Raw genomic sequence first — 25,599 nt, 5'->3', positions numbered from 1 at the left:
AAACGCCTTAGCCGGGCTACCGTTCAGCGCGGTTACGGAGAGGCGTCAGCCGCCATCCTGCACAAACACCGGCACTCGGCCTGATTGCCCGGCGGCGCTGCGCTTGCCGGGCCTACGAAAGGGGCGAACCCGGCGCCAAATCACGTAGCCCGGATAAGGCGCAATGCGCCGCCATCCGGGAGACATGCAGATTAATCGTTCTGCGCGGTCTGCGCGCCGCCTTTCAGCATCGCCTCCGCCATCTGCGCTTCGCGCTGCTTTTTATAGCTCAGCGCCGAGGCGGGTACCGGCATCACCTTCCCGGTTTCAATCCAGGTCCGCAAGCGGCTGGCGTCAGCGAAGTGGGTATATTTGCCGAAGGCATCCATCACCACCAGCGCCACCGGACGTTGGTTAATCACCGTGCGCATAATCAGGCAGTGGCCGGCAGCGTTGGTGAAGCCGGTTTTGGTCAGCTGAATGTTCCAGTTATCGCGATACACCAGATGGTTGGTGTTGCGGAACGGCAGGCTGTAGGCCGGATGGGCGAAGGTGGCGGTCTCTTCTTTGGTGGTGCTCAGCTGGCCGATCAGCGGATACTGCTCGCTGGCGATCAGCAGTTTGGTCAGATCGCGGGCGGTGGAGACGTTATGCACCGACAGGCCGGTGGGCTCCACGTAGCGGGTATGGGTCATGCCCAGCGCCTGGGCTTTGGCGTTCATCGCGCGAATAAAAGCGTCGTAGCCGCCCGGATAGTGATGCGCCAGGCTGGCGGCCGCGCGGTTCTCGGAGGACATCAGCGCCAGCAGCAGCATATCGCGGCGACTAATCTGGCTGTTGAGGCGCACGCGGGAGTAGATCCCCTTCATTTCCGGCGTATGGCTGATATCCACCGTCAGCATCTCATCCAGCGGCAGATGGGCATCGAGCACCACCATGGCGGTCATCACTTTGGTGATCGACGCCATCGGGCGCACCAGATCCGGCTGGCTGGCATAAATGATTTTTTTCGTGGCCAGATCGACGATCATGGCGCTGCCGGAGGCAATTTCCGGCTGCGAGGCGGTCACCGCCGTCGGGGTTTTTGCTAACGCCTGGGGCGCAAAAGGCACAGCCAGCAGCAAGGTCAGGCTGAGCAAAGAGACTCGAAATTTCGGCATCATGGGCATTCTGAAAAGTATTTTTGCACGTTATGGAACGTACGCCGCGAGGTTAAGTGGGCAACTTCGCTGGCAAACGCCATCATACCGCGCCGTAAGGCCCTGTGCCTAATAAGAATCGTGAAGAAATGCTGCATTGCCGACATAAAATACATATTTGCCGGCAATGCATATTTACCCGTGTCGCCCGATCAGAAGAGTCGGTAGCCATACCCCCAGAGCACCACGGTGATGGCCAGCAGCACTTCCAGCACCAGTACCCCAATAGCTAGCGTCGAGCTGGCAAAGCTTAACCCCTCTTCCCGATTAATGCTCAGGAAGGTCGGAATGCCGAGATACAGCAGATACCCGGTATAGAACAGCGCAATAGTACCGACCAGCGCGCACAGCCAGACCAGCGGATAGAGCGCCACAATCCCGCTCAGAAACAGCGGGGTGGCGACGTAGCCGGCAAACACCATGCAGCGTTTCAGGGAAGGCTGCTGCGGATACTGCCTCGCCATCCACCAGATGACCCGCCCCATGATCGCCACCCCGGCGAGCATCACGGCGTAAAACAGCACCGCCAGCGCCAGTCCGGTCAGCATCGACAGTTTAATCACGGTGCCATCGCCGAAGTTCCAGCCCAGCTGCGTGGTGCCGATAAAGGCGCAGATTACCGGAACCGCCGCCATCAGCAGCACATGATGCGTATAGTGATGAGAAATGGTTTCATTCTCGCTCTTAATCACGCTCATTTCCCGGTTGGGATGAGCGAAGAGCCCCCAGACATGGTTCATAGCGTCCCCCTTGTCACGGCTTCGTACTGCACTGATCCAAGTATAATTCACCCTGTAGATTATTTTATGTACAGCACAGAAAATTCTGCGTCGCCGCGTTTTGGTCAGCAGGGTGTATGATTAAGAGGTGATGAGGTAAGGAGAAAAGCTTTTTATGGATATCAATCACCTGATTTCCCAGTATGGCTACGCGGCGCTGATCGTCGGCAGCATGGCGGAAGGTGAGACCATTACCCTGCTGGGCGGCGTCGCGGCGCATCAGGGGCTACTGAAATTTCCCCTGGTGGTGATCGCCGTCGCCCTCGGCGGGATGATTGGCGATCAGCTGCTCTATCTGGTCGGTCGCCGCTTCGGGGGACGCATCCTGCGCCGTTTCGCCAGTCAGAAAGCGCGGATCCGTAAAGCGCAGCGTATGATCCAGCACCGGCCGTGGCTGTTTGTCATCGGCACCCGCTTTATGTATGGCTTCCGGGTAATCGGCCCCCTGCTGATCGGCGCCAGCCGCCTGCCGCCGCGCATTTTCCTGCCGCTGAATATTGTCGGAGCGCTGGTGTGGGCCCTGCTGTTTACCACCATTGGCTATCTCGGCGGCGAGGTGGTTGGCCCTTGGCTGCACCATCTGGACGCCCATCTGAAGCACTGGATCTGGCTGATCCTCGCGGTGGTGGTGGTGGTGGCCGCCCACTGGTGGCTCAGGCGGCGCGAGAGTAAGAAGAAAGACTAAGCGGCGCGCCCGCGGGCGCACCGTGGTTGGCGGTTACTTCACCGTCTGGTGGTAGCCGCCGCCGAGGGCCGAGGTCAGTTGAATGCTAGCGTCAATCCACTGGCCGTGCAGGCGCAATGCGGTGATCCGTTCCTGCAGCGCCGGGAGCTTCGCCATACTGACTCTGGAGCCAGGTAAGATCCCCGCCGCCATTCGGGCCTGCGCCAGATCTACTACCCGCTGAGCGTCTTTTTCAACCTGCTGCTGCTGCTGGCTTTTGGCCATTAATGTTTCGACCTGGCTGGCGGTTTTCGCCACCTGGTTAACGACATCCACCACCGCTTTGTTGTACTGGGCGATCGACAGGCTATTCTGCGCGCTGGCGATATCCAGGTTGGCGTTAAGGCGGCCGCTGTCAAAGATCGGCAGCGTCAACCCGGCAGTAACGCCCATCTGCTGCGCCGAATGGCGGAAAAGATCGCTTAAGTGCAGGGCATCCTGCTGCAGGAACGCCATCAGATTGATGTCCGGATAAAACGCCGCTTTCGCCGCGTCCACTTCGCTCAGGGACGCCTCAATATACCAGTGGGCGACCTGCAGATCCGGGCGGCGCGCCAGCAGCTCATAGCCGAGGGTATCTGGCAGCTGCGCGCTGACCGTTGGCAGTCTGGCGGGTTTGAGGTTTAGCGACTGGCTCTGGCTGTTGGTCAGGGCCATCAGCCGCGCTTCAATCTCTTTCATCGTGCCCGTCACGTCCGCCAGCTGCTGGTCGGTTTTGCTGACGTTAATATCGTTCTCCGCCCCTTCGGCGGAGTTAGTGATCCCGCGCTGATACAGGGCCTTGTCGACCGTCACGATATTATTTTGCTCGTTTTTCACCTGCTGCAGCACCGCTTTGATCGCCGCTTCCGTCTGCCACTGCCAGTACAGACGCGCCACGCTGCCGGAGAGCAGCTCACGGGTCTGGGCCTGTTCAGCAACCTGGGCTTTCAGCTCGCCGATACGCGCTTTCACCAGCGCACGGTTTTTTCCCCACAGATCGAGATCCCAACCGGCGGTCAGGCCAAAGGTACCGTTGGTGTACCACGGGCCGGTATTGCCGTCGGTGTCGGTAGCAAACGGTCCCATCAGGCCTTCGGCCGACATGCGCTGGCGTTCAATATCGGCGGAGAAATCCATCTCCGGGCCAAGATTCGCCTGCGACATTCGCGCCTGCGCTTCGGCAAGCCTGATGCGCTGTTCGGCAATCTGCATATCCGGCGCGTTGGCCAACGCTCGCTGAATCAGATTATTAAGCTGTGGGTCATGGTAATCTTTCCACCAGTCAGTCTGCGGCCAGCCATTTTTCACGGCGGCAGGGAGATCCATGGAAACATGGGAGGCCGGAATTTGCTGCTGCGGCGGATTAGCAACCTCATGAGATGGCGCGCAGCCAGCCAGCGCGATGGCCAGGGGCAATGCCGCCAGCACGCTTTTATTTAATATCAATTTCATTGGACAGGTCAGATAACTTAATCAGGTTGGTTATCATAAGTTAATTGAATTAAACGCGTTTAGTAAAGCGTGTGACTAAATTATTAGTTTGCTAAAAATAAACAACCTTATCAATTCAAGGGATGAATATAAGCCGGCATCTTTTAACGAGCCGCACCTCTTTTCCACCCTGCCCGCTCTGGATGAAGAGAAAGAACCTCTGATGACCTTTTTACTGCACGCGCGTAAACCGGCTAATCTCCCGCCCGGCGATGGCCGGGCGGGCATCCTTTAGGCTTTCAGGCTGGCGCCGCGGCTGGCAATCACCTCTTTATACCAGCCAAAGCTCTTCTTCTTACTGCGCGCCAGGGTGCCGGTACCGTCATCATGGCGGTCGACATAGATAAAGCCGTAGCGCTTCGACAGCTCCGCCTTTGAGGCGCTCACCAGGTCAATCGGTCCCCAGCTGGTAAAGCCCATCAGCTCAACGCCATCGTCAATGGCTTCCCGCGCCTGCACCAGGTGGTCGTTCAGGTAACTGATGCGGTAGTCATCGTTAATGCTGCCGTCGGCTTCCACCTTATCTTTGGCGCCCAGACCGTTTTCCACGATAAACAGCGGCTTCTGGTAGCGATCCCACAGCACGTTCAGCAGCGTGCGCAGGCCCAGCGGGTCTATCTGCCAGCCCCACTCCGAGCTCGCCAGGTGCGGGTTCGGCACCATGCTGAGAATATTGCCGCGCGCCTGCTGGTTCAGCGCCTCGTCGGCGGTGACGCAGCCGGTCATGTAGTAGCTGAAGGAGATAAAGTCGACGGTGGTTTTTAGCGCTTCACGATCGGCGTCGGTGATGGTGAGCGTGATGCCGTTGTCACGGAAATAGCGCTGCATATAGCCCGGGTACGCGCCGCGCGCCTGTACGTCGCCGAAGAACTGCCAGCTGCGGTTCTCCTGCAGCGTCTCAAACACATCCTCCGGTTTGCAGCTCAGGGGATACATCAGCCCGCCGAGCAGCATATTGCCGATTTTGCCCTCAGGCACCAGCTCATGACAGGCTTTGACCGCCAGCGCGCTGGCCACCAGCTGGTGGTGAATCGCCTGATACACCTCGCCTTTGCTGCTGCCGGCCGGCAGGCCGACGCCGGTCATCGGGGCATGTAGCGACATATTGATTTCGTTAAAGGTCAGCCACAGTTTGACCTTATTTTTATAGCGGCTGAACACCGTCCGGGCGTAGCGCTCAAAGAAGCCAATCACCTCCCGGCTGCCCCAGCCGCCGTAGTTTTTTACCAGCGCCCATGGCATTTCATAATGCGACAGCGTCACCAGCGGGGTGATGTTGTGCTTCGCCATCTCGTCGAACAGCTTGTCGTAGAACGCGAGGCCGGCTTCGTTCGGCTCGGCGTCGTCGCCGTTGGGGTAGATGCGGGTCCAGGCGATAGAGACTCGCAGGCAGTTAAAACCCATCTCGACAAACAGGGCGATATCTTCCGGATAGCGATGGTAAAAATCGATCGCCACATCTTTTATGCCGCTGTCGCCTGGTACACGCTCGACCACTTCGCCGAACACGCCGTGCGGCTGTACATCGGAGGTGGATAAGCCTTTGCCATCTTCCAGATAAGCACCTTCCACCTGATTGGCCGCAGTCGCGCCGCCCCATAAAAAATCCGTCGGGAATGTTTTCATCTTTTTCTCCTGTGATTAATGGCTGACTGACAACAGCGGCTGACCGGCTTCGACGGCGCTGGACGCCACCGTATCAATCTCCCGGTAGTCGTCGCTGTTGCTGATAATGATCGGGGTCGCCAGGTCGTAGCCGGCGTCCAGAATCGCCTGGCGATCAAACTCAATCAGCAGATCGCCGGCCTGTACCCTGTCGCCCTCTTTCACATGCGCGGTAAAGGGCACGCCGTCGAGTTTGACCGTGTCGATGCCGACGTGGATCAGCAGCTCAATGCCGCTGTCGCTTTGCAGGCCGATGGCGTGTTTAGTCTGAAACAGGGAGGCCACTTCGCCCGGGAACGGGGCAATCACTTGGCCCACCGCCGGGATAATGGCGACACCTTTACCCAGCAGGCCGCTGGCGAAGGTGCTATCCGGCACCTGCTCGAGGGCGATAACGCTGCCGCTCATCGGCGCCAGAATATCGTTTGCCGAGGCCGGGGCTACCCTCACGGCGCCCGGTGCAGCACTGGCGCGCGGCAGGCCGGCGAAGAAGGTCAGCACGCAGGCGAGCACGAAAGCCACGCCGGTGCCGATAAGCCCGCCCCAGACGCTGGCGTCAATCCCGCCGGGCGGGATCATTTGCGCCGGGAAAAAGATGTTTGGCAGGCCAAACGAGTAGGCATAACTGTTGCTAAAGGCAGTGATCGCCCCGCCAATCGCCCCGGCGACACAGCCGAAGATAAACGGACGGCGCAGCGGCAGAGTCAGGCCATAGATAGCCGGCTCGGTGATGCCGAACAGCCCGGCGGAGAAGGCGGAACCGGCCAGCACCCGCTGACGCGCATCGCGGGTGGCGAGGAAAATACCGAGCACGGCGCCCACCTGGGCAATCACCGCCGGAAGAATAATCGGCAGCATGGAGTCGTGACCAAGCACCGTCATGTTATTGATCATCAACGGCACCAGCCCCCAGTGCAGGCCGAAAATAACGCACACCTGCCACATGGCGCCCAGTACCGCGCCCGCCAGCCATGGCGCAAACGCATAAATGAACTGGTAGCCGTTGGCCAGCAGATGGCTCAGCCAGGTGGCAACCGGGCCAATCACCAGGAAGGTGAGCGGGACCACCACCGCCAGGCAGATGGCCGGGCTGAAGAAGTTTTTCATCGATGACGGCAACAGCGCGTTGCTCTTGCGCTCCAGCCAGCAGCAGACCCATGAGGCGAGAATAATCGGGATCACTGACGAGCTGTAGTTGATAAAGGTCACCGGAATGCCGAGAAAGTGCTCCACCGCCGCGCCCGGCGCCTGGCTGGCCTCAAAGGCCTGAATCATCAGCGGGTGGGTTAACGCCCCGCCAATCACCATCGAGATAAACGGGTTGCCGCCAAACTTCTTCCCGGCGGTATAGCCAAGAAACAGCGGGAAGAAAAAGAACAGCGCGTCGCTGGCGGCAAACCAGATTTTATAAGTCCCCTGCTCCGGCGTAAGCCAGCCGCAGGTCACCGCCAGCGCCAGCAGGCCTTTCAGCAGACCGGTTGCCGCCATCACGCCGATAAACGGTGTAAAGATGCCGGAGATGATGTCGATAAGCTGGCTTAACACCGATCCTTTGGCCGCTTTTTCCTCGGCAACCGGTTCGTTGTCATCGCTTAACCCCGCCTCCTGGCGCACCGCCAGCCAGACGTCGTGAACGTGGTTGCCAATCACCACCTGAAACTGGCCGCCGCTCTCCACCACCATAATCACGCCCGGATTGGCCTTCAGCCCTTCGGCATCGGCTTTGCCGTTATCCTTCAGTTTAAAACGCAGACGTGTCGCACAGTGAACCAGACTCACAATGTTCTCTTTGCCGCCGACGCGGTTGAGAATATCCTGCGCGAGTGCTTTATATTCCATGCTCTTTTCCTTACTGCCGCTGCCCGCAGACAACCGGCGACTGAGTAGTAAAAAATAAAAAAACCCGAGAACCACGCCGGTGGGCGTCGCGCTCAGGTTTTGCCTGCATCATGCAGTAACAATCCAGTTTTGTTGGGGAGAATTAACGCCCCTCTTTTCTTACCCGTTCGATATGAATGGCAAGAAACATAATTTCTTCGGTGGTCAGCGACCGCTGATACTGCTTTTGCAGATGCGTCGCCACCGTTTCCGCACACTTCCACGCTTTGGCGTAGTTATCTTTCACCGCGCTGTGCAGCGAGACGTCGTCATCTTCCACCACCGTGCGCGTCAGCATCCGCTGGGCGAAAAACTTCAGGTGGGTGACGAAACGCTGATAACTCAGCGACTCTTCATCGTAGTTAAGCTGCAGCTGATACTTCACCAGCTGCAGGATCTCCTGCATCACCCGGGTCACGTGCATGACCTCCGGCATTTCGCTGTTGAGCTGCGCCGTCACCAGATGCAGGGCGATAAATCCGGCTTCGTCCTCCGCCAACTCCACGCCGAGCCTTTTGGCAATGATGGCCCTTGCCTCCTGGCCCAGCGCGAACTCCTTCGGATACAGCCGCTTAATCTCCCACAGCAGCACGTTACGCAGTGCGATGCCCTTTTTCTGCCGCTCGATAGCAAAATGACAGTGATCCGTTAACGTGATGTACAAACTTTCCTGTAACTTGCCCAGCCGTCCGCGTGCCAGGTCGATAATGCGATCGCAGGTGGTCATCACTTCTAACGGTATTTGACTGAGCAGCTCGCCTAAGCGGCCGACCAGCTCATCGCTTTGTAAGGCGAAAACTTTTTCAATTTTACTGTCGTCCAGCACGTCGCCCGGGCGTTTCTGAAAGGCCAGCCCTCGCCCCATCACCACCTGTTCGCGCCGGTGCTCGTCGAGAACCACCACCACATTGTTATTGAGTACTTTGGCGATTTGCATATAGACCCCAGAAACAAAAAAACCTGACCCCCGACGAAACGCCAGGTGATCAGGTTTTGCCTGCCGCAGCAGTTGCAATCCAACACCCGCACTGTAACAACTTCTGCTGCGCGCTCAACCTGACAAGTGAAAAAACGTGATTAAGATCGCGACTATCAGAAGGTCACGACGGTTTTCCACTCCACTACCCACGCGTCCTGGGTCTGCGCGACGCCGCCCGGACGGTGCCAGTACTGCAGGCCCGGCTGCAGCTCCAGCCAGGAGACCGGGCGGAAGCGATAATAGAGCTCACCGTTCAGCGAATGACCGGCCACCGGCTGGTAAGCCGGATCGTTATAGTCGGTGGCGCCGCTTATCTGATTCATATAGCGCTGATTACGTGCGTAGTGGCTGCTCATGTCGATCCACGTCAGGCCGAAGCCAATCCAGTCCTCCGGCCGGGCGTCAAACAGACCGCGGTAGCGCATTGAGGCGGCGACGGCGGAGTGGATATAGTTGCTGCGCTGGTCGCTGAGGCTGCCGCTCAGTGAGACGCTCATTCCCCGCAGCGGGTCGTCGGCGTGGCGGGTGATCTGCTGGTTCAGGCCGGCGTACATAAACCAGGTGCTGTCGTGCTCGGCGTAACCTTGCGGATCGGTCGCCCCGGCGCCGCCGGATTTACCGCTGTAGAGGTCGCTCTGCGGCGCGTTAGTCCAGACCACGCCAAGGTTATAGGCTCCCGGCAGGCCATTAATCAGCGGACGAGTTTCGATCTCCATCGGCAGTAAGATGCCTTTGCTACCCTTCGTCGACCAGCTCCACGCGTGGCTGCGCGCGGTAGCCTGCGGGTTTTGCTCCATCACTCCGCCTTTCAGGGTGACCGTCGGCGTCAGCTTGTACTCCAGGGTGGTGCCCCAGGTATGAATGTTCCAGTTATTCCAGGTCAGCGAGTTGGCCGATTTCCCACCGCACTGGGTCAGCAGCTGAAAATCGCAGGGGATGATCTGGTCGAAGGTTTGCACCTTGTTCATCATGCCGATGCGCCAGGTCAGGCGGCGGTCGTCAAAGCTGCGGGCAAAGGTGAGCCAGCCAAGGCGGGTAATCGACCCGCCGCCCCAGCTCTCCTGCGATAGATCGTTGAAACTCACCCGCGGATCCTGCAGCCGTTTCGTGGTGAGATTATCATCGTGGTTGCGGTTGACGATGTTGCCTTCGAGACGCGCATCCGGTATGCCGGTCCAGCGCTCCAGATCCTGGGTAAAGGTCAGCGCCACCTGGTCAATATAGGCCAGATGTTTATCATGGTTATAGCCGCCGCCGGCGTTGTAGGCCATCTCGTTAAGATAGCCGAGATTATAATGAAAGCCGTTTTCTTCAAGGATCGGACGAATGCCTAGCATATCGCCCAGCAGCCCTTGCTGCCCGGCTTCAAACCCCAGCGCGCTGCCGTTCCACGCCGGGATGTCCGCGGCGCTCACGCCAGGCGCCATGGCCGCCAGCATAGCGCCGATCAAAAGCTGATTTATTTTTTTGTTATGCATTGTGATATCCACCGTGACTGAATAAAAACAAAGGGGATCCCCAGGCTATTTATTTACCCGTTTTCTTTTTTTAAAAATGAATGGCAAAAAGCGTCCGTCGGTAATAAAACCGCGACAATGCCAGAGAAATCGTTATTCACATCTCATTGTTTTACATCATCATTTTATCCACCCTGAATTTTTACCAAAAAAAAACCTAAGCACTTTGCGCCACGAATGACGAAAGTGCTTAGGTTTTGCCTGAGTTCAGTAGCAATCCTGAATTGATTGACCGCACATTATCACTTTATTCAACCCATGCCTATCATCAATAGGCATGCAAGTAATAATATGTGAAGCGAATAACAGTATGGCGGTTAATAGCGGCCGATCGCCGCCGCTATTTCAGCAGACGTTTGCAGGGCGCGAATTTCATTAAACAGGGTCAGCGCCTCGGTATATTCCTTGCGTAAATAGCCTAACCACTGCTTAATTCTCGCCACATGATACAGACCGGTATCACCCTGCTTTTCCAGGCGGGTATATTTTTGCAACAGCTGGACCACCTGCGGCCACGGCATGCGCGGTTCATTGTATTTGATCACCCGGCTGAGGTTCGGCACATTGAGCGCCCCGCGGCCAATCATCACCGAATCGCAGCCGGTGACAGCCATACAATCCTGGGCGCTTTGCCAGTCCCAGATTTCACCGTTGGCGACCACCGGGATAGTCAGGCGCTGGCGGATCTCGCCGATCGCCTGCCAGTTGATGCGTTCGGCTTTATAGCCATCTTCTTTGGTACGGCCGTGAACCACCAGTTCGCTGGCCCCCGCCTGCTGCACCGCGTCGGCGATTTCAAAGCGCCGTTCACCGCTGTCCCAGCCAAGACGAACTTTCACCGTCACCGGCAGATGCTCGGGAACCGCCTCTCGCATGGCTTTCGCGCCGCGATAGATCAACTCCGGATCTTTCAGCAGCGTCGCCCCGCCGCCGCTGCCGTTTACCAGCTTCGACGGACAGCCGCAGTTTAAATCCACCCCCCATGAACCCAGCGCCACCGCGCGGGCGGCATTTTCCGCCAGCCACTCGGGATATTGTCCCAGCAGCTGGACGCGTACGCGGGTTCCGGACGGCGTGCGGCTCTGGTGATGCAGTTCCGGGCATAGCCTGTAGAACGATTTTACCGGCAGCAGTTGATCCACCACGCGCAGAAATTCGGTGATGCAGAGATCGTAATCGTTAACCTCGGTCAGCAGCTCGCGCACCAGCGAATCGAGCACGCCTTCCATCGGCGCCAGTAGAACACGCATATCGTTACCCGGAAAAAAAAGAGGCGCTATGGTAGCGCCTCCGGGCGCTGGTTGAAAGCGCTCAATGCGTCGGACCAGACGCACGCCGTTCCCCGCACGCTCGATGCGGCAAAGCGGCGAGATAATCTCTATGCTTTACAGGGGTCTGTGGCGTCCCATTCGCCTTTATTTGCCGCGCCTCATCCAGCAAGGTAGCGTGGGGAGCGATCCCGCCTGAGCCGCAAGGTGTCGGGCCCTGACGGGTGAGACTATGGTTCCCGTAAGCTATCAGCGCTATGCATAGAATTCATGATGTGATCGGTAGCACATTTTAGGGATTAATTGTATGATGAATGCACTTCATCAAGGGTTATTACCATGAGTAAATCGCTGACTATTATCTGGCAGTACCTGCGGGCTTTCGTCCTGATTTACGCCTGCCTGTACGCCGGAATTTTTATCGCCGGGCTGCTGCCTATCACTATCCCCGGCAGCATCATCGGCATGCTGATCCTCTTCGTGCTGCTGGCGCTGCAAATTATGCCGCCGCAATGGGTCAACCCCGGCTGTAATATCCTGATCCGCTATATGGCGCTGCTGTTCGTGCCGATCGGCGTTGGGGTGATGCAGTACTGGGATCTGCTGCGCGCCCAGCTGGGGCCTGTCGTTATCTCCTGCGCCATCAGTACGCTGGTGGTGTTTGTAGTGGTGAGCTGGAGCTCCCATTTGGTGCATGGCGAACGTAAAGTGATTGGCCAAAAAGGAAAAGAAGAATGATGCATGAAATCTGGTGGTCGCTACCGCTAACCCTGATCGTCTTTTTTCTCGCCCGCAAACTGGCGGCCCGCTTTAAGTTCCCGCTGCTCAACCCGCTGCTGGTGGCGATGGTGGTGATTATTCCATTTCTTCTGCTGACCGGGATCTCCTATGAGCGTTATTTTGCCGGCAGCAAAGTCCTGAACGATCTGCTGCAGCCGGCGGTAGTGGCCCTTGCGTTCCCGCTGTATGAACAGCTGCACCAGATCCGCGCCCGCTGGAAATCTATCATTACCATCTGCTTTATCGGCAGCTGCGTGGCGATGATCACCGGCACCACCGTCGCTCTGCTGATGGGCGCCACGCCGCAAATCGCCGCCTCTATTCTGCCTAAGTCAGTCACTACGCCGATTGCTATGGCGGTTAGCGGCAGCATCGGCGGCATTCCGGCCATCAGCGCCGTGTGCGTAATTTTTGTCGGCATCCTCGGCGCGGTATTTGGGCATACGTTGCTTAACCTGATGCGCATTCGCACCAAAGCGTCGCGCGGCCTGTCAATGGGCACCGCCTCGCACGCCCTCGGCACCGCCCGCTGCGCCGAGCTGGACTATCAGGAAGGCGCGTTTAGCTCACTGGCGCTGGTGCTGTGCGGGATCATCACCTCGTTGATGGCGCCGTTCTTATTTCCGCTGATCCTAGCAGTGGTAGGTTAATAGTGATTTAAATCACATTTTTTAATGCAACAAATCAGAGTTGCATAAAGAATGAGATATTCATCACATATGGAACCGCTGGCCGCCCGTACACTGGCTTCCCATTACACTGTTATGAGGCAACGCTATGCACTCACGTTTTCAAGCTGCTTTGACGACTCTGGCAGCAGATCTGCAGGCGGCCATCGCCCCGATGCTCGCCGACCCGCATTTCCCGGCGCTGCTCGAAGCCGATCAGGTGGCGACGCTGCAGCATGCGACAGGTCTGGACGAAGACGCGCTGGCTTTTGCGCTACTGCCGCTTGCCGCTGCCTGCGCGCGCCCCGACCTTTCTCATTTTAACGTCGGGGCTATCGCCCGCGGCGTCAGCGGCCGCTGGTACTTTGGCGGCAATATGGAGTTTCTCGGCGCTACCATGCAGCAGACCGTTCACGCGGAACAGAGCGCCATCAGCCACGCCTGGCTGCGCGGCGAGACCTCCCTGCGCGCTATCACGGTGAACTACACGCCGTGCGGTCATTGCCGTCAGTTTATGAACGAACTTAACAGCGGGCTGGCGCTGCGCATTCATCTGCCGGGTCGCGAAGCGCATGCCCTAGAGCACTATCTGCCGGACGCCTTTGGCCCGAAAGACCTGGAGATCAAAACCCTGCTGATGGATGAACAGGACCATGGCTTCCCGGTCAGCGGCGATGCCCTGACCCAGGCAGCTATTCAGGCCGCCAACCGCTGCCATGCGCCCTACAGCCACTCGCCTTCCGGCGTGGCGCTGGAGCTGAAAGACGGTACCATTTTCAGCGGTAGCTATGCGGAAAACGCAGCGTTCAACCCGACGCTGCCGCCGCTGCAGGGGGCGCTGAATCTCCTGAGCCTCAACGGCTATGATTATCCCGCTATCCAGCGGGCAATCCTGGCGGAGAAAGCCGACGCGGCGCTGATCCAGTGGGATGCCACCGTCGCCACCCTGAAGGCGCTGGGCTGCCACAATATTGAGCGCGTCCTGTTAGGTTGATCAGCCTGAGCAGATTGCCGGACGGCGTCTTCGGCTTATCCGGCCGACTTTTTATACCGTTAGGTGTCGGGTGGCGCTACGCTTACCCGACCTACGGTTCGCGCCATGGCGAGCTGAAGATCCCTATGCCGGGTGTCGGCTCACGCCTTACCCGGCCTGCGTTCGGCGATCTGTCTATATTGCTGAAAATCCCCGCAATCAAACGCGGGTTTCTTGCGCTTACCCGACGGGTAAAGTAGCCTGAAGACTCCGTTGTCTATTATTGAGCCAAGTTCATGTTAAAGCGTGCGTTCTACAGCCTGTTAGTCCTGCTCGGCCTGCTGCTGTTGACCGTGCTGGGCCTTGACCGCTGGATGAGCTGGAAAACCGCGCCCTATATCTATGATGAACTGCAGGACCTGCCCTACCGTCAGGTCGGTGTGGTGCTGGGCACCGCCAAATATTACCGCACCGGCGTCATCAATCAGTATTACCGTTACCGCATCCAGGGTGCGCTGAACGCCTACAACAGCGGCAAGGTCAACTATCTCCTGCTGAGCGGCGATAATGCTCTGCAAAGCTACAATGAACCGATGACCATGCGTCGGGACCTGATTAAAGGCGGCGTCGATCCCGCGGATATCGTACTGGACTATGCCGGTTTCCGTACCCTCGACTCGATCGTCCGTACCCGGAAAGTGTTCGACACCAACGACTTCATTATCATCACCCAGCGCTTCCACTGCGAACGGGCGCTGTTTATCGCCCTGCATATGGGGATCCAGGCCCAGTGCTACGCGGTGCCGTCGCCGAAGGATATGTGGAGCGTGCGGCTGCGCGAGTTCGGCGCCCGCTTTGGCGCGCTGGCGGACCTCTATATCTTCAAACGGGAACCGCGCTTTCTCGGCCCTCTCATCCCGATTCCGGCGCAGCAGCATGACGTGCCGGATGACGCCCAGTCCTACCCGGCCGTCACCCCGGAGCAGCTGCTGGAGCTGCAGAAAGAAAAGTAGCCTCCATCAACGCATTCGTTTCAGATATAAAAAAACCCGCGCCAGGCGCGGGTTTTTGATGCGTTCAATCTTATTTCTTACGGGCGTATTTCAGGGAGTCCAGCGCCACGGCGAAGATAATAATCGCCCCCTTAATAATGTACTGCCAGTAAGGGTTGACGCCGATATAGGTCAGGCCGTAGTTGATGACGGTGAAGATAATCACCCCGGTCACCACGCCAAACACCGTCCCTACCCCGCCGCTGAACGATACGCCGCCCACCACACAGGCGGCGATGGCGTCCAGTTCATACATAAAGCCGAGGTTATTGGTCGCCGAACCGATACGTCCGGCTTCCAGCAGGCCGCCGAAGGCGTAGAACACGCCGGAGAGGGCATAGATCATCAGCAGGTTTAACGCTACGTTAACCCCGGAGACCTTCGCCGCTTCCGGGTTACCGCCGATAGCGAAAATGTTTTTGCCAAAGCGCGTCTTGTTCCACAGGATCCAGACAAAGAAGACGGCAATCAGCGCGTAGAAGGTAATGTAGGACAGGCGGAAGGAGCCCAGCGCCACAAACCCCTGCGCGAAATGGGAGAAGTGGCTGTCGAAGCCGGAGATCGGCGACGCGCCCACGAAGTCGTAGTACAGCGAGTTAATGCCGTACACGATGATCATGGTGCCGAGAGTGGTAATAAACGGCGTCACGTTCAGGTAGGCAATGACGATCCCGTTAATCAGGCCGATGACCGCCCCGATGGCGCACACCAGCAGGATCACCAGCGGGATCGGCATGGTCGCCATATCCGGGAATACCTTATTGGCATTATCCACCGCCTGCAGCATGGTGGCGGCAATTACCGCCGCCAGACCCACCTGACGGCCGGCGGAGAGGTCGGTCCCCTGCGTGACGATAAGTCCGGCCACGCCGAGGGCAATAATAATACGCACCGAGGACTGGGTCAGAATATTACTCAGGTTGAGCAGACTTAAAAATGTCGGATCCTGGAAAATAATAATGGCCAGCAGGACCAGAAGGACAACATATATCCCACCCTCTTTCAGGTAAGTGAGAAAACTCTTTTTATTTAACGCACTCATGTGAAGCCCCTGATCTTAAAGGTGCAATGACGCAAGACGCAGTATTTCGTTTTGCGTGGTGGTTTTAGTCTCAACAATGCCCGCGACCAGGCCGTTGCTCATCACCAGAATGCGGTCGGTAATCCCCAGCAGTTCCGGCATTTCGGAAGAAATAATAATGATCCCTTTGTCTTTTTTAGCCAGTTCGGCAATCAGCTGATAGATTTCAAACTTGGCGCCGACGTCGATACCGCGCGTTGGCTCATCCAGCATCAGGATCTCCGGCTGGGTCAGCAGCCAGCGGCCTATAATGACCTTTTGCTGGTTACCACCGGAAAGCGAGCCAATCTGCGTATGCTGACCGGGGGTTTTGACGCGCATCGAGTCAATAACCCATTGGGTATCGCTCTTCATTCGCGAGTTATCCAGCAAGCCGATGCTGTTTTTATATTTCTTAATATTGGAGATCAGCGAGTTAAACCCGATATCCAGATAGGCGTAAATCCCGGTAGAGCGCCGCTCCTCGGTCACCAGCGCAAAACCGTGGTTAATCGCCTCGTTGGCGCTGTGGTTGTTGATCTTCTTGCCGTGCAGCGTGATGGTGCCGCTGGCCTTCTCACGGATGCCGAACAGGGTCTCCACGATGTCGGTGCGTTTAGCGCCCACCAGGCCGGCGATACCGAGAATTTCGCCCTTATGCAGGTCAAAGGAGACATCGCGAATGGAGGGCTGGCGCAGCGAGGTGAGATTGCGCACCTGGAGGATCACTTCGCCCGGAGTGTTTTCGCGATCCGGAAAACGCTGGTTAAGCGAACGCCCGACCATCATGGCGATGATCTTATCCATATCCAGCCCTTCCAGCGGCTGGGTGGCGATCCACTGGCCGTCGCGCAGGATGGTTATTTCATCGCACAACTGGAAAATTTCTTCCATTTTATGCGAGATATAGACGATACCGCAGCCGCGATCTTTCAGCTTACGGATGATCTTAAACAGATGGTTGACCTCTTTTTCCGTCAGCGATGACGTCGGCTCATCCATGATGACGATTTTGGCGTCATAGGAAAACGCCTTCGCGATCTCAATCATCTGCATCTGAGATACCGATAAGGTACCGACGCGGGCGCGCGGATCGATATCAATATCCAGCTCATCAAAAATGGCCTTGGTATCCCGGTACATTTTGTCCTGATCGACAAACATGCCTTTAGTTGGATAGCGCCCGAGCCACATGTTATCCATGACCGAACGCTGTAATACCAGGTTTAATTCCTGATGCACCATCGAAATACCGTTTTCCAGGGCTTCTTTCGCCGAATGGAAATCGATCTCTTTTCCCTGAAAAAGAATGCTACCGGAATCTTTTTGATAGATCCCAAAAAGGCATTTTAATAATGTCGATTTACCGGCGCCGTTCTCACCCATTAACGCATGAATGGAGTGCGGACGAACCTTCAGGTTGACATTATCAAGAGCCTTGACGCCAGGAAACGATTTGTTGATGTTGCTCATCTCCAACAAATATTCGCCTGACCGTTCGCTATTATTGCTGACCATAGTTATACCTGGCTGCGTTCATGCAAGCCCCGTCCGGCGCACTAGCGCCAGCAGGAGTCTGGTTCTGTATCAGGAATAATCGGGCGTGGATAACCCACGCCCGCAACTCACATCACGATTATTTGCCGGTAAACTGGCTCAGGTTGTCTTTATCGACGCCCACGTAGGGGACGCGAACAATCTTGTTGTCAATTTTCCAGTTGGTGCCTGCCGCGGCGTCTTTCCCGTCGGCAAGGTTTTTCGCCAGCTCGAAGGTCGCTTTTGCCTGGTTGTTGGCATCGTTCAGCACAGTACCGGCCATCGCGCCGGATTTCACCAGCGCCAGGGCTTCCGGCAGGGCATCAACGCCGAACACCGGAATGCTGCTCTTGTTGTGCGCTTTCAGCGCTTCAACCGCGCCCATCGCCATGGCGTCGTTGTTAGCGATCACCACTTCAATCTTGTTGGCATTCGGGCCGGAGAGCCAGGCGTCCATTTTGTCTTTCGCCTGGGCGGTATCCCACATCGCGGTATCCAGCTGCAGCTGCTGGGTCTTCAGACCTTTATCATTCAGCTCTTTAATAACGTAAGTGGTACGCGCTTCCGCATCCGGATGGCCCGGCTCGCCTTTCAGCAGAACGTACTGGATCTGACCGTCTTTATTCAGATCCCAGTTCGGGTTGGCTTTCCAGTGCTTGGCGATCAGATCGCCCTGAATAATCCCGGACTCTTTCGAGTCGGTACCGACGTAATAAGCCTTGTCATAACTATCCAGCGCTTTGCGGGAAGGCTCTTTGTTGAAGAACACCACCGGAATATTCTGCCCGCGCGCCTTTTCAATCACCGTACCTGCGGCGGCCGGGTCAACCAGGTTAATCGCCAGCGCCTTCACTCCTTTCGCCAGCAGCACGTCAATCTGATCGTTTTGTTTCGACTGGTCGTTCTGCGAATCATTCATCAACAGCTGGACGTCTGGCGCGGATTTGCCATCTTTTTCAATCGCCTTACGCACTACCGACATAAAGTTGTCGTCATATTTATAAATCGTCACGCCGATACGGGTATCTGCTGCGTGTGCGGCGGCGCCAAATAACAGACCAGCCATTACAGCAGACAGGGTAAACACCTTCTTATTCATGGAATCTCCGGTTTTATTATGCAGGGTCATTATTGTGAGAAAATGCAGGCGGGATTTGTTGCATTAGTGTTACCGCACAACGCATTTCACGACGAAAATTCGGTCTTCCGTGTCGGGTAACGCTCCAGAAAAATACGACTGTAAAACTCGTTTAACGCCTTGTTCCTACTAAATAAAGTGAGGAATATCCATCACCTCGTGGTTCAGACTGGTAAACGCTGCCATCATAATCAGGCGAATGTTAATATACTGTGAATTTACTCACAAATTGAAAGCGGTTACATCCCGCGATCGCGTCAGTTAGTGATCGGCCCCACAGTTTGCCGCTGGGCAACGGAATGACGGCGCACCAGCGTCGGCATAAAGCAGTGCGTCGCCTCGCGATCCAGCTTGCCGGCCGCCCCCAGCAGCGCCAGCTCGGTGGCCAGCTTTGCCATCGACATTACCGGATAGCGCACGGTGGTGAGCTGAGGATCGGTGTAACGGGAAATAGGAATATCATCAAAGCCAATCAGCGACAGATGCTGCGGCACGACAATGCCGTTGTCCTTCAGCGTCGTCAGCGCGCCGGCCGCCATGCTGTCGTTATAGGCAAACACCGCGGTGAGGCCGAGATTTCGCCCCAGCAGTTCGACCATCGCCGCTTCACCGCCCTGCATATCCGGAGAGCCGGAACCGATCCAGCTGTCCGGGGCGATGATGCCTTGCTCCTGCAGCGCTTTGCTCCACCCTTCCCGGCGCATATCGTCATCTTCAATGCCGTGGTTTGAGGAGAGATAGCCGATGCGCTGGTGACCATGATTGAGCAGCATACGGGTGGCCATCAGCGCGCCGCTGACGTTGTCGAGTCCGACGCAGCGATGGGCATACCCCGGCACGATGCGGTTGATCAGCACCATCCCCGGGATATGTTGCATAAAGTCGCTCAGTTCATCATCGCTCAGCGCTTTCGAATGGACGATCAGCGCCGAGCAGCGCTGACGGATCAGCACCTCGATGGCGTGACGCTCTTTTTCCGCCTCGTGATAGCTGTTGCCGATCAGCACATATTTCTGATGCTGCTGAGCAACGGTATCCACTGCTTTCACCAGCGCGCCGAAGAAGGCGTCGGAGACGTCCATCACCACCACGCCGATGGTATCGCTGACCTGGGTGGCCAGCGCCTGGGCGTTGGCGTTGGGCCGGTAGCCCAGTTGGGTCACCGCTTTCATCACCACGTCGCGCGTATCCGGACTCACCAGCGCGCTGTTATTCAGCACCCGCGACACGGTGGCCACGGAAACGCCCGCCTGGCGGGCGACATCACGAATGGTGATCATACTCAGCGACCTTAAGAGAATTACAGCACGTCACATTCACCTCCTGTGCTTAGCAAGGAGGCTATTCTGGCAGCGACCCGCGGTCCGCTGCGTGAGTGAGGTCACACGGCTGGAAACGTTTACATCCGTTTTGTTAATGATTGTGATCGAGATCGTTATCTGGATGTGTCTTTCAATGATGTGCCTGACGCACGCAGGGTTAACTGACGCCACAGCCATTCCACCGGCCCCTGGCGGAAGCAGCGCAGCCAGAGCGATGAGACAAGGAGGTTAACGGCCCAGATGGGGGGGACAAAGGCCAGCAGCTGCAGACGATCGAAGCGCATAAACAGCCCAAGATGATAAAACAGGGTGGTGCAGATCAGGGTCTGCAGCAGGTAGTTGGTCAGCGCCATGCGTCCGACGCAGGCGATAGCGCCCACCAGGCGGAAACGGCAGAGCTGCGGCCAGTAGCCCCAGGCCAGCGCGGCATAGCCGATAGCCTGCAGCGGGGCGCTAAGTTCGCGCGGCGCCTGCAGTAAAAACGCGCACCAGCGATAGTCCCATGCCAGATACCACTGGGCGAATATTGCCGGCAGATTGACCGCCATGCCGGCCGCCACCAGCAGCGCGCCGGTACGCCGGTAGTGACGCAGGCTAAACTGTCCCTTCAGCCAGCCGCTGCGCATCAGCGCCGCGCCCATCAGCATCATCCCCGCCAGCTGCCAGCCATACTGCGCGCCCAGCGCCAGCAGATTGTCAGATAGCATATCCACCCGGTTGCTGACCGCCTCCATGCCACCGTGCAGCTTCCAGTACTGCTCATACTGCAGGTTCGCCGCGTCCGGCGCCCACGAGCGATTCGCCGCGGTCCCGGAGATCATCCCCAACAGGACCAGCACCGCAATGCCGGTGAGGTAGAGCACCACCCCGGTGTTGAACAGCGATTTGACATGGTGCGCCTCACGCACCATGCGCCAGCTCACCAGCCCCACCAGGGCATAGGCCAGCAGAATATCGCCATCCCAGAAAAAAAGACCGTGAATGAAACCGAGCAGCGCCAGCAGCGTCAGCCGCGACTGGATCCAGCGCTTCCCTCGCGGAAGCAATAGCTGAAGACCGGCGCCAAACAGCAGCGCGAACAGGGTGAGAAACTTCACCTGCGCCAGCAGGTCGAGGAGCGCCCAGGTCCATGCATCGCTAAGGGACGCGCTTCCTGACCAGGCGGGATTGAGATAAGCGGCCTTCGGCAAGCCGAAGGCGCTGATATTGAGAAGCAGGATACCGAGGATGGCGACGCCGCGGACAAAGTCCAGCGTGACATTTCTCTCCATGCACCCTGCTCCGTTTTAGTCGTGGTGACGTACTGCGCGCAGGAATTCCTGGCGGGTATTCTGGCTGGATTTAAACAGGCCGCCGAGAGAGGTGGTGGTGGTGGCGCTGGTCGCGTCGCGAATGCCGCGCGCCTTCACGCAATAATGCACCGCGTCAATGGATACCGCCACGTTGTTGGTGCCGAGCAGCGTCTGCAGCGCGATCAGGATCTGCTGCGTCAGACGCTCCTGGACCTGCGGACGTTGGGCGAAGAACTGCACGATGCGGTTGATTTTCGACAGGCCGATCACCGAATCTTTCGGGATATAGGCTACCGTCGCTTTACCATCGATGGTAACGAAATGGTGTTCGCAGGTGCTGGTCAGGGTGATATCGCGCACGGTGACCATTTCATCGACCTTCATTTTGTTTTCAATGACGGTGATTTTCGGGAAGCGAGAATAATCCAGCCCGGAGAAGATCTCATCGACATACATTTTGGCGATGCGATGCGGGGTCTCCATCAGACTGTCATCACTCAGATCCAGATTCAGCAGTTGCATAATCTCGGTCATATGACCGGTAATCAAACGCTTGCGTGTTTCGTTATCAATTTCTTGTACTGGCGCACGCATCGGCGTCTCCAGCCCACGAGCGACCAGCGCTTCATGAACGAGGACGGCTTCTTTACTCAGTGATGACATTTATGTTTCTCCTGCAGGTGTGGCGCTCTTTGCTTTTTCTGGGGGCAAAGTTTGTATTCATTGTGCGTGAGGTGGCGCACAGAATCCAGTAGCCGTAACGATAATTATTGAAATTGGCGCTGCCTTTTATTAGGGAGCGAAGCCATGCCTCAGGCGCGACGCCAAATCCTTATCGCCGTATCCGGAATGTTCCAACCGCTGTACGCATTCATAAGCGCCGTCGCTACACCGGCATGTTGGCTATAAGTTGCATTAATGATGCAGTAAGTTCTCAAAAGGAGAAAGTGAAAGTTGCTCACCGGCTAATGAAATATCTGTATTATGAACGTTTACGCGCACATCCCTTCCGAGGAGCCTTGCATGGAACTGCTTGAAGAGCATCGCTGTTTTGACGGCCAGCAACAACGCTGGCGTCATCACTCCCCTGTCCTGAACTGCGCCATGACGTTCAGCATTTTTTTACCGCCTGAGCGCGAAACGCCGCCGCCGGTGCTGTACTGGCTGTCGGGGCTGACCTGTAACGATGAGAACTTTACCACCAAGGCGGGCGCCCAGCGCATTGCCGCCGAGCTGGGCATCGCGCTGGTGATGCCGGATACCAGCCCGCGCGGTGACGAGGCGGCCAACGACGACGGTTACGATCTCGGACAAGGCGCCGGCTTCTACCTGAACGCCACCGAGGCGCCCTGGGCGGCGCACTACCGAATGTACGATTACCTGCGTGACGAACTGCCCGCGCTTATTCGTAGCGAGTTTAGCGTCGGCGAACGCTGCGCCGTCAGCGGCCACTCGATGGGCGGCCACGGCGCGCTCATTATGGCGCTCAAAAATCCCGGCCGCTACGCCAGCGTCTCCGCCTTCGCGCCGATCGTCAATCCCTCCCAGGTCCCGTGGGGCAAGAAAGCGTTTACCGCCTATCTCGGCGCGGATGAATCGGCATGGCACTCCTGGGACAGCTGCGCGCTGATGCAGGCCAGCCGGCCGGAGGACGCCGTGCCGACGCTTATCGATCAGGGCGACAACGATCCATTCCTTGCCGGACAGCTGCAGCCGGCGGTACTGGCGGAGGTCGCGCGGCAGAAGGCCTGGCCGTTAACGCTGCGCATCCAGCCCGGTTACGACCACAGCTATTACTTCATTGCCTCGTTTATTGAAGACCATCTGCGCTTCCATGCGCAGCATCTCTTTGGCTAAACGCCAATGCGCCGCGAAGCTGCTTCGCGGCGCATGTTCAGGCCTACAGGACGCGTTTTAGCGCCGGCAATCAGAAGCGATAATCCACCGCCATAAAGTAGCGACGGCCTTCTTCGGTATAGCTGTAGTCGTCCCGGCTCAGATCTTTATCACCCACGTTCTGCACCCCGGAGCGCAGTTTCACGTTTTTGGTCACCTGCCATGCCGCGCCAACGTCAAACAGGGTGTAGCCGCCCGGCGTTTTGCCGGTGGCGCTCACCGCGCGCTGCTGGCCGGTATAGTTGGCCGTCACGTAGAAGGACCAATCGTCCAGCGGTTTCCAGTCGAGCGTGCCGTTGGCGGTATGGAACGGCAGCGTCTGCAGCGGTTTGTTGCCGCCATTGCTCAGATCGCGACCATCGTTGTAGGTGTAGTTCACCGTCAGCTTCCACTCATCGCCAAACGGGATCTTCACCTCCGTCTCCACCCCTTTGATGCGGGCTTTGTTGACGTTGAAATAGCGGAAGATCGGCACGCGCTTGCCGTTGACGGTTTTCCAGCCGACAAAGTTCGGGTAGCCCGGCGCTTCGCTGGCGCTGGAGGTGCGCAGAACATCGATCATGTCGTCGACATTATTCTGGAAGGTGGTGATGCTGCCTTCGACATTTTCAAGCCAGCCCTCTTCCCCGCGGTAGTAGAGACCGAGCTCGAAGCTTTCGCTGGTTTCCGGTTTCAGATCCGGGTTACCGACGATGCTGCACGAGCCGCGGCAGGAGTTGGTGGTCCAGTCGGGGTTAAGCTGCAGCAGCGACGGGGCTTTAAACGCCGTCGCCCAGCCGCCTTTGACGGTGACGGTATCGGTGGCGTTATACACCAGATAGGCGCGCGGGCTCCAGTGATCGCCATAGGTCTGATGGTCGTCCATACGAATGCCGGTGGTCAGCGCCAGCGGCTCGATGATGCGCCATTCGTCTTCGATAAACAGGGCGTACTGGCTGGCCGACGTTGACTGGCCGCCGCTGCTCAGGTTGACCGGATCTTTCAGTTTGTCGTGGCGCCATTCGCCGCCGAAGGTCACCAACTGGTTAATCATGCCCAGCGGCAGGACATACTTGCCGTCGATTGCATTGCTTTCCGAGGTAATAGTCCCGCTCTGCCCTGGATTTTTGTTATCCACCTTTTCGCCGTAGAACTTGAGCTCGCTATTGCCAATATCCCAGCGGCCGTTATGGCTCAGAGAGTAGTTCTCCCGCTCAAGGCGGTTGCGGTCAAGGGAATCGGAATCGCGATCCTGACGGTCAAAGCCGTAGCCTGCGGTAAAATCGTGGTTTTCGTTCGGCGTCCAGGCGAATTCAACATTGCCATCGCGGCTGGTGAAGCCCTCGATGCGCGGCGTCTCGCCGGTGGCATTACTGGATGACTGCGGATCGTCCTTGGCGCGTTTTGCCAGGCTGCCGTAGGCCTTCATTCCAAGTACGCCGTCGATCAGCGGGCCGCTGGTGAAGAACTGGCCGTTATAGGTATCCCCGCGATCGCGGTGCTCCTGAATAGTGGTATCAGCACTCAGCGTCCCGGTCCATTTCTGGCCGATTTTTTTGGTAATAATGTTGACCACCCCACCGAGCGCATCGGAGCCGTAAAGGGAGGACATCGGGCCGCGCACCACTTCGATACGCTCAATAGCATCCACCGGGATCCAGTTAAGGTCGAAGTCATTGTGGCGGAAGACGGCGTTCCGCGAGTTAACGCGCTTGCCGTCGACCAGGATCAGGGTATAGCTGCTGCTCAGACCGCGGATGCTAACGCCCTTGCGGTTATCCCCTTCGTTGGTGAGCTGGACCCCAGGCACATCGCGCAGCACGTCTTTCAGGTTCTGAACAGGCTTGCGTTGTAAATCCTGTTGGGTGATGACGCTGATGCTCGCCGGCGCGTCTTTGACATTCTGTTCAGTGGCCGAGGCGGTCACCACCAGCGTTTCTTCATTCACATCGGCCAGAGCCGGAAACGCCAACGATACGACGGACGCAGACAATCCCGCCCGGATAAAAGGGTTTAACCTGAACATTCCAAATCTCCATGAGGTGTACAACCAAACAAACAACAAGGTGCTGCTCACACGCGCTGGCGACTTGCCGCTCTGTCGGCGGCATGCTCGCGCTGTTTTCTCGTCGATGTGGCTGGTCGCCCGGTGTCAGTCTGTACAAGCGGCAGAGACGGGGAGTGGCTTCATCCGTAATGGGCAAAAATGATAAAGATAATGATTACGATTATCAATATAATTATGAAGAATTGTGACAAGCTGTAACCGCACAAACATAAAAAAAGCCCTCTGTTCAGAGGGCTTGCGGGTGATGACAAATCTGTCTTCGTTATTGTGCTCACATGTCTGCCGGTTGGCGGTTTTCGCCTTACCCTGCCTACGAAACATAGCAATATCAATCAGTTACGCGGTAATCTGTAGGCCCGCGCAAGCGCATGGAC

At 57.3% G+C, this 25,599-nt stretch carries 20 protein-coding genes and 1 pseudogene; 6 read left to right on the top strand and 15 right to left on the bottom strand.

Translation table 11 applies throughout. The annotated features are described in order from the left end of the window. Positions 1 to 191: 191 nt before the first annotated feature. Together pbpG and KHQ28_RS07490 are read right to left on the bottom strand one after the other, a co-directional pair. The gene (pbpG, locus tag KHQ28_RS07495; RefSeq protein WP_004180615.1) at positions 192 to 1,142 is read right to left on the bottom strand and encodes a D-alanyl-D-alanine endopeptidase; all 951 of its coding nucleotides are present in this window, start codon (positions 1,140 to 1,142) and stop codon (positions 192 to 194) included. Positions 1,143 to 1,330: 188 nt separating this feature from the next. Then, positions 1,331 to 1,918, bottom strand: a complete 588-nt coding sequence (locus KHQ28_RS07490) for a Yip1 family protein (protein ID WP_002912831.1) — start codon at positions 1,916 to 1,918, stop codon at positions 1,331 to 1,333. 154 nt (positions 1,919 to 2,072) lie between these two features. Here KHQ28_RS07490 and KHQ28_RS07485 point away from each other — a divergent pair, with 154 nt between their 5' ends. Then, the gene (locus KHQ28_RS07485) at positions 2,073 to 2,642 is read left to right on the top strand and encodes a DedA family protein (protein WP_002912833.1); all 570 of its coding nucleotides are present in this window, start codon (positions 2,073 to 2,075) and stop codon (positions 2,640 to 2,642) included. Between the two features lie 33 nt (positions 2,643 to 2,675). On the opposite strand, the gene mdtQ is transcribed toward KHQ28_RS07485, so the two are convergent. The 6 genes and pseudogenes from mdtQ to dusC form a co-directional block, all read right to left on the bottom strand. Continuing rightward, positions 2,676 to 4,115 carry a multidrug resistance outer membrane protein MdtQ gene (gene mdtQ / locus KHQ28_RS07480; protein ID WP_032418641.1) on the bottom strand — a complete coding sequence of 480 codons (1,440 nt, stop codon included), beginning with the start codon at positions 4,113 to 4,115 and terminating at the stop codon, positions 2,676 to 2,678. Positions 4,116 to 4,385: 270 nt separating this feature from the next. Further along, complete coding sequence (locus KHQ28_RS07475) at positions 4,386 to 5,780, bottom strand: glycoside hydrolase family 1 protein (protein ID WP_032418640.1); 1,395 nt, start codon at positions 5,778 to 5,780, stop codon at positions 4,386 to 4,388. A 15-nt stretch (positions 5,781 to 5,795) separates the two neighbouring features. Then, positions 5,796 to 7,770 (bottom strand): annotated as a pseudogene (bglF, locus tag KHQ28_RS07470) (PTS beta-glucoside transporter subunit IIABC). A 30-nt stretch (positions 7,771 to 7,800) separates the two neighbouring features. After that, complete coding sequence (bglG, locus tag KHQ28_RS07465) at positions 7,801 to 8,634, bottom strand: transcriptional antiterminator BglG (protein WP_002912842.1); 834 nt, start codon at positions 8,632 to 8,634, stop codon at positions 7,801 to 7,803. Between the two features lie 155 nt (positions 8,635 to 8,789). Further along, positions 8,790 to 10,154 (bottom strand): carbohydrate porin, encoded by a 1,365-nt coding sequence (locus KHQ28_RS07460; RefSeq protein WP_032418638.1) that lies wholly within the window; start codon positions 10,152 to 10,154, stop codon positions 8,790 to 8,792. Between the two features lie 356 nt (positions 10,155 to 10,510). Then, entirely contained in the window at positions 10,511 to 11,443 is a 933-nt protein-coding gene (dusC, locus tag KHQ28_RS07455; protein ID WP_002912862.1) for a tRNA dihydrouridine(16) synthase DusC, read from the bottom strand. Between the two features lie 357 nt (positions 11,444 to 11,800). Between dusC and KHQ28_RS07450 the strand changes: the two genes are divergently transcribed. The 4 genes from KHQ28_RS07450 to sanA all read left to right on the top strand — a co-directional run bounded on the left by KHQ28_RS07450 (position 11,801) and on the right by sanA (position 14,895). Continuing rightward, positions 11,801 to 12,199 (top strand): CidA/LrgA family protein, encoded by a 399-nt coding sequence (locus KHQ28_RS07450; protein ID WP_002912865.1) that lies wholly within the window; start codon positions 11,801 to 11,803, stop codon positions 12,197 to 12,199. Further along, complete coding sequence (locus tag KHQ28_RS07445) at positions 12,196 to 12,891, top strand: CidB/LrgB family autolysis modulator (RefSeq protein WP_002912867.1); 696 nt, start codon at positions 12,196 to 12,198, stop codon at positions 12,889 to 12,891. The genes KHQ28_RS07450 and KHQ28_RS07445 overlap by 4 nt, the downstream gene beginning before the upstream one ends. A gap of 127 nt (positions 12,892 to 13,018) precedes the next feature. Beyond that, positions 13,019 to 13,903, top strand: a complete 885-nt coding sequence (gene cdd / locus KHQ28_RS07440) for a cytidine deaminase (RefSeq protein WP_002912869.1) — start codon at positions 13,019 to 13,021, stop codon at positions 13,901 to 13,903. 275 nt (positions 13,904 to 14,178) lie between these two features. After that, positions 14,179 to 14,895, top strand: coding sequence for an outer membrane permeability protein SanA (gene sanA, locus KHQ28_RS07435; protein ID WP_002912870.1), 717 nt, complete (start codon positions 14,179 to 14,181; stop codon positions 14,893 to 14,895). 70 nt (positions 14,896 to 14,965) lie between these two features. Here sanA and mglC read toward each other — a convergent pair whose 3' ends face one another. The 6 genes from mglC to folE form a co-directional block, all read right to left on the bottom strand. Continuing rightward, positions 14,966 to 15,976, bottom strand: coding sequence for a galactose/methyl galactoside ABC transporter permease MglC (gene mglC, locus KHQ28_RS07430; RefSeq protein ID WP_002912871.1), 1,011 nt, complete (start codon positions 15,974 to 15,976; stop codon positions 14,966 to 14,968). A 15-nt stretch (positions 15,977 to 15,991) separates the two neighbouring features. Then, positions 15,992 to 17,512 carry a galactose/methyl galactoside ABC transporter ATP-binding protein MglA gene (gene mglA, locus KHQ28_RS07425; protein ID WP_004175074.1) on the bottom strand — a complete coding sequence of 507 codons (1,521 nt, stop codon included), beginning with the start codon at positions 17,510 to 17,512 and terminating at the stop codon, positions 15,992 to 15,994. A gap of 118 nt (positions 17,513 to 17,630) precedes the next feature. After that, positions 17,631 to 18,629 (bottom strand): galactose/glucose ABC transporter substrate-binding protein MglB, encoded by a 999-nt coding sequence (gene mglB, locus KHQ28_RS07420; RefSeq protein ID WP_002912878.1) that lies wholly within the window; start codon positions 18,627 to 18,629, stop codon positions 17,631 to 17,633. A gap of 296 nt (positions 18,630 to 18,925) precedes the next feature. After that, positions 18,926 to 19,948 (bottom strand): HTH-type transcriptional regulator GalS, encoded by a 1,023-nt coding sequence (gene galS, locus KHQ28_RS07415; RefSeq protein WP_002912919.1) that lies wholly within the window; start codon positions 19,946 to 19,948, stop codon positions 18,926 to 18,928. A 155-nt stretch (positions 19,949 to 20,103) separates the two neighbouring features. After that, entirely contained in the window at positions 20,104 to 21,261 is a 1,158-nt protein-coding gene (gene yeiB / locus KHQ28_RS07410) for a DUF418 domain-containing protein YeiB (protein WP_032418637.1), read from the bottom strand. A 15-nt stretch (positions 21,262 to 21,276) separates the two neighbouring features. Next, on the bottom strand, positions 21,277 to 21,945 hold the full coding sequence (gene folE / locus KHQ28_RS07405; protein ID WP_004184878.1) for a GTP cyclohydrolase I FolE: 669 nt from the start codon (positions 21,943 to 21,945) through the stop codon (positions 21,277 to 21,279). 360 nt (positions 21,946 to 22,305) lie between these two features. On the opposite strand from folE, the gene fghA reads away from it, so the two are divergent. Then, positions 22,306 to 23,139, top strand: coding sequence for an S-formylglutathione hydrolase (gene fghA, locus KHQ28_RS07400; RefSeq protein ID WP_004151123.1), 834 nt, complete (start codon positions 22,306 to 22,308; stop codon positions 23,137 to 23,139). Positions 23,140 to 23,209: 70 nt separating this feature from the next. On the opposite strand, the gene cirA is transcribed toward fghA, so the two are convergent. Beyond that, positions 23,210 to 25,183, bottom strand: a complete 1,974-nt coding sequence (cirA, locus tag KHQ28_RS07395) for a catecholate siderophore receptor CirA (RefSeq protein WP_021463900.1) — start codon at positions 25,181 to 25,183, stop codon at positions 23,210 to 23,212. Positions 25,184 to 25,599: the final 416 nt, after the last annotated feature.

The sequence above is a fragment of the Klebsiella sp. 28 genome, from assembly GCF_018223905.1.
Lineage (GTDB): Bacteria > Pseudomonadota > Gammaproteobacteria > Enterobacterales > Enterobacteriaceae > Klebsiella > Klebsiella pneumoniae.
Note: the sequence above shows the minus strand (reverse complement) of the source record. Positions and strands in the feature narration are given on the sequence as shown.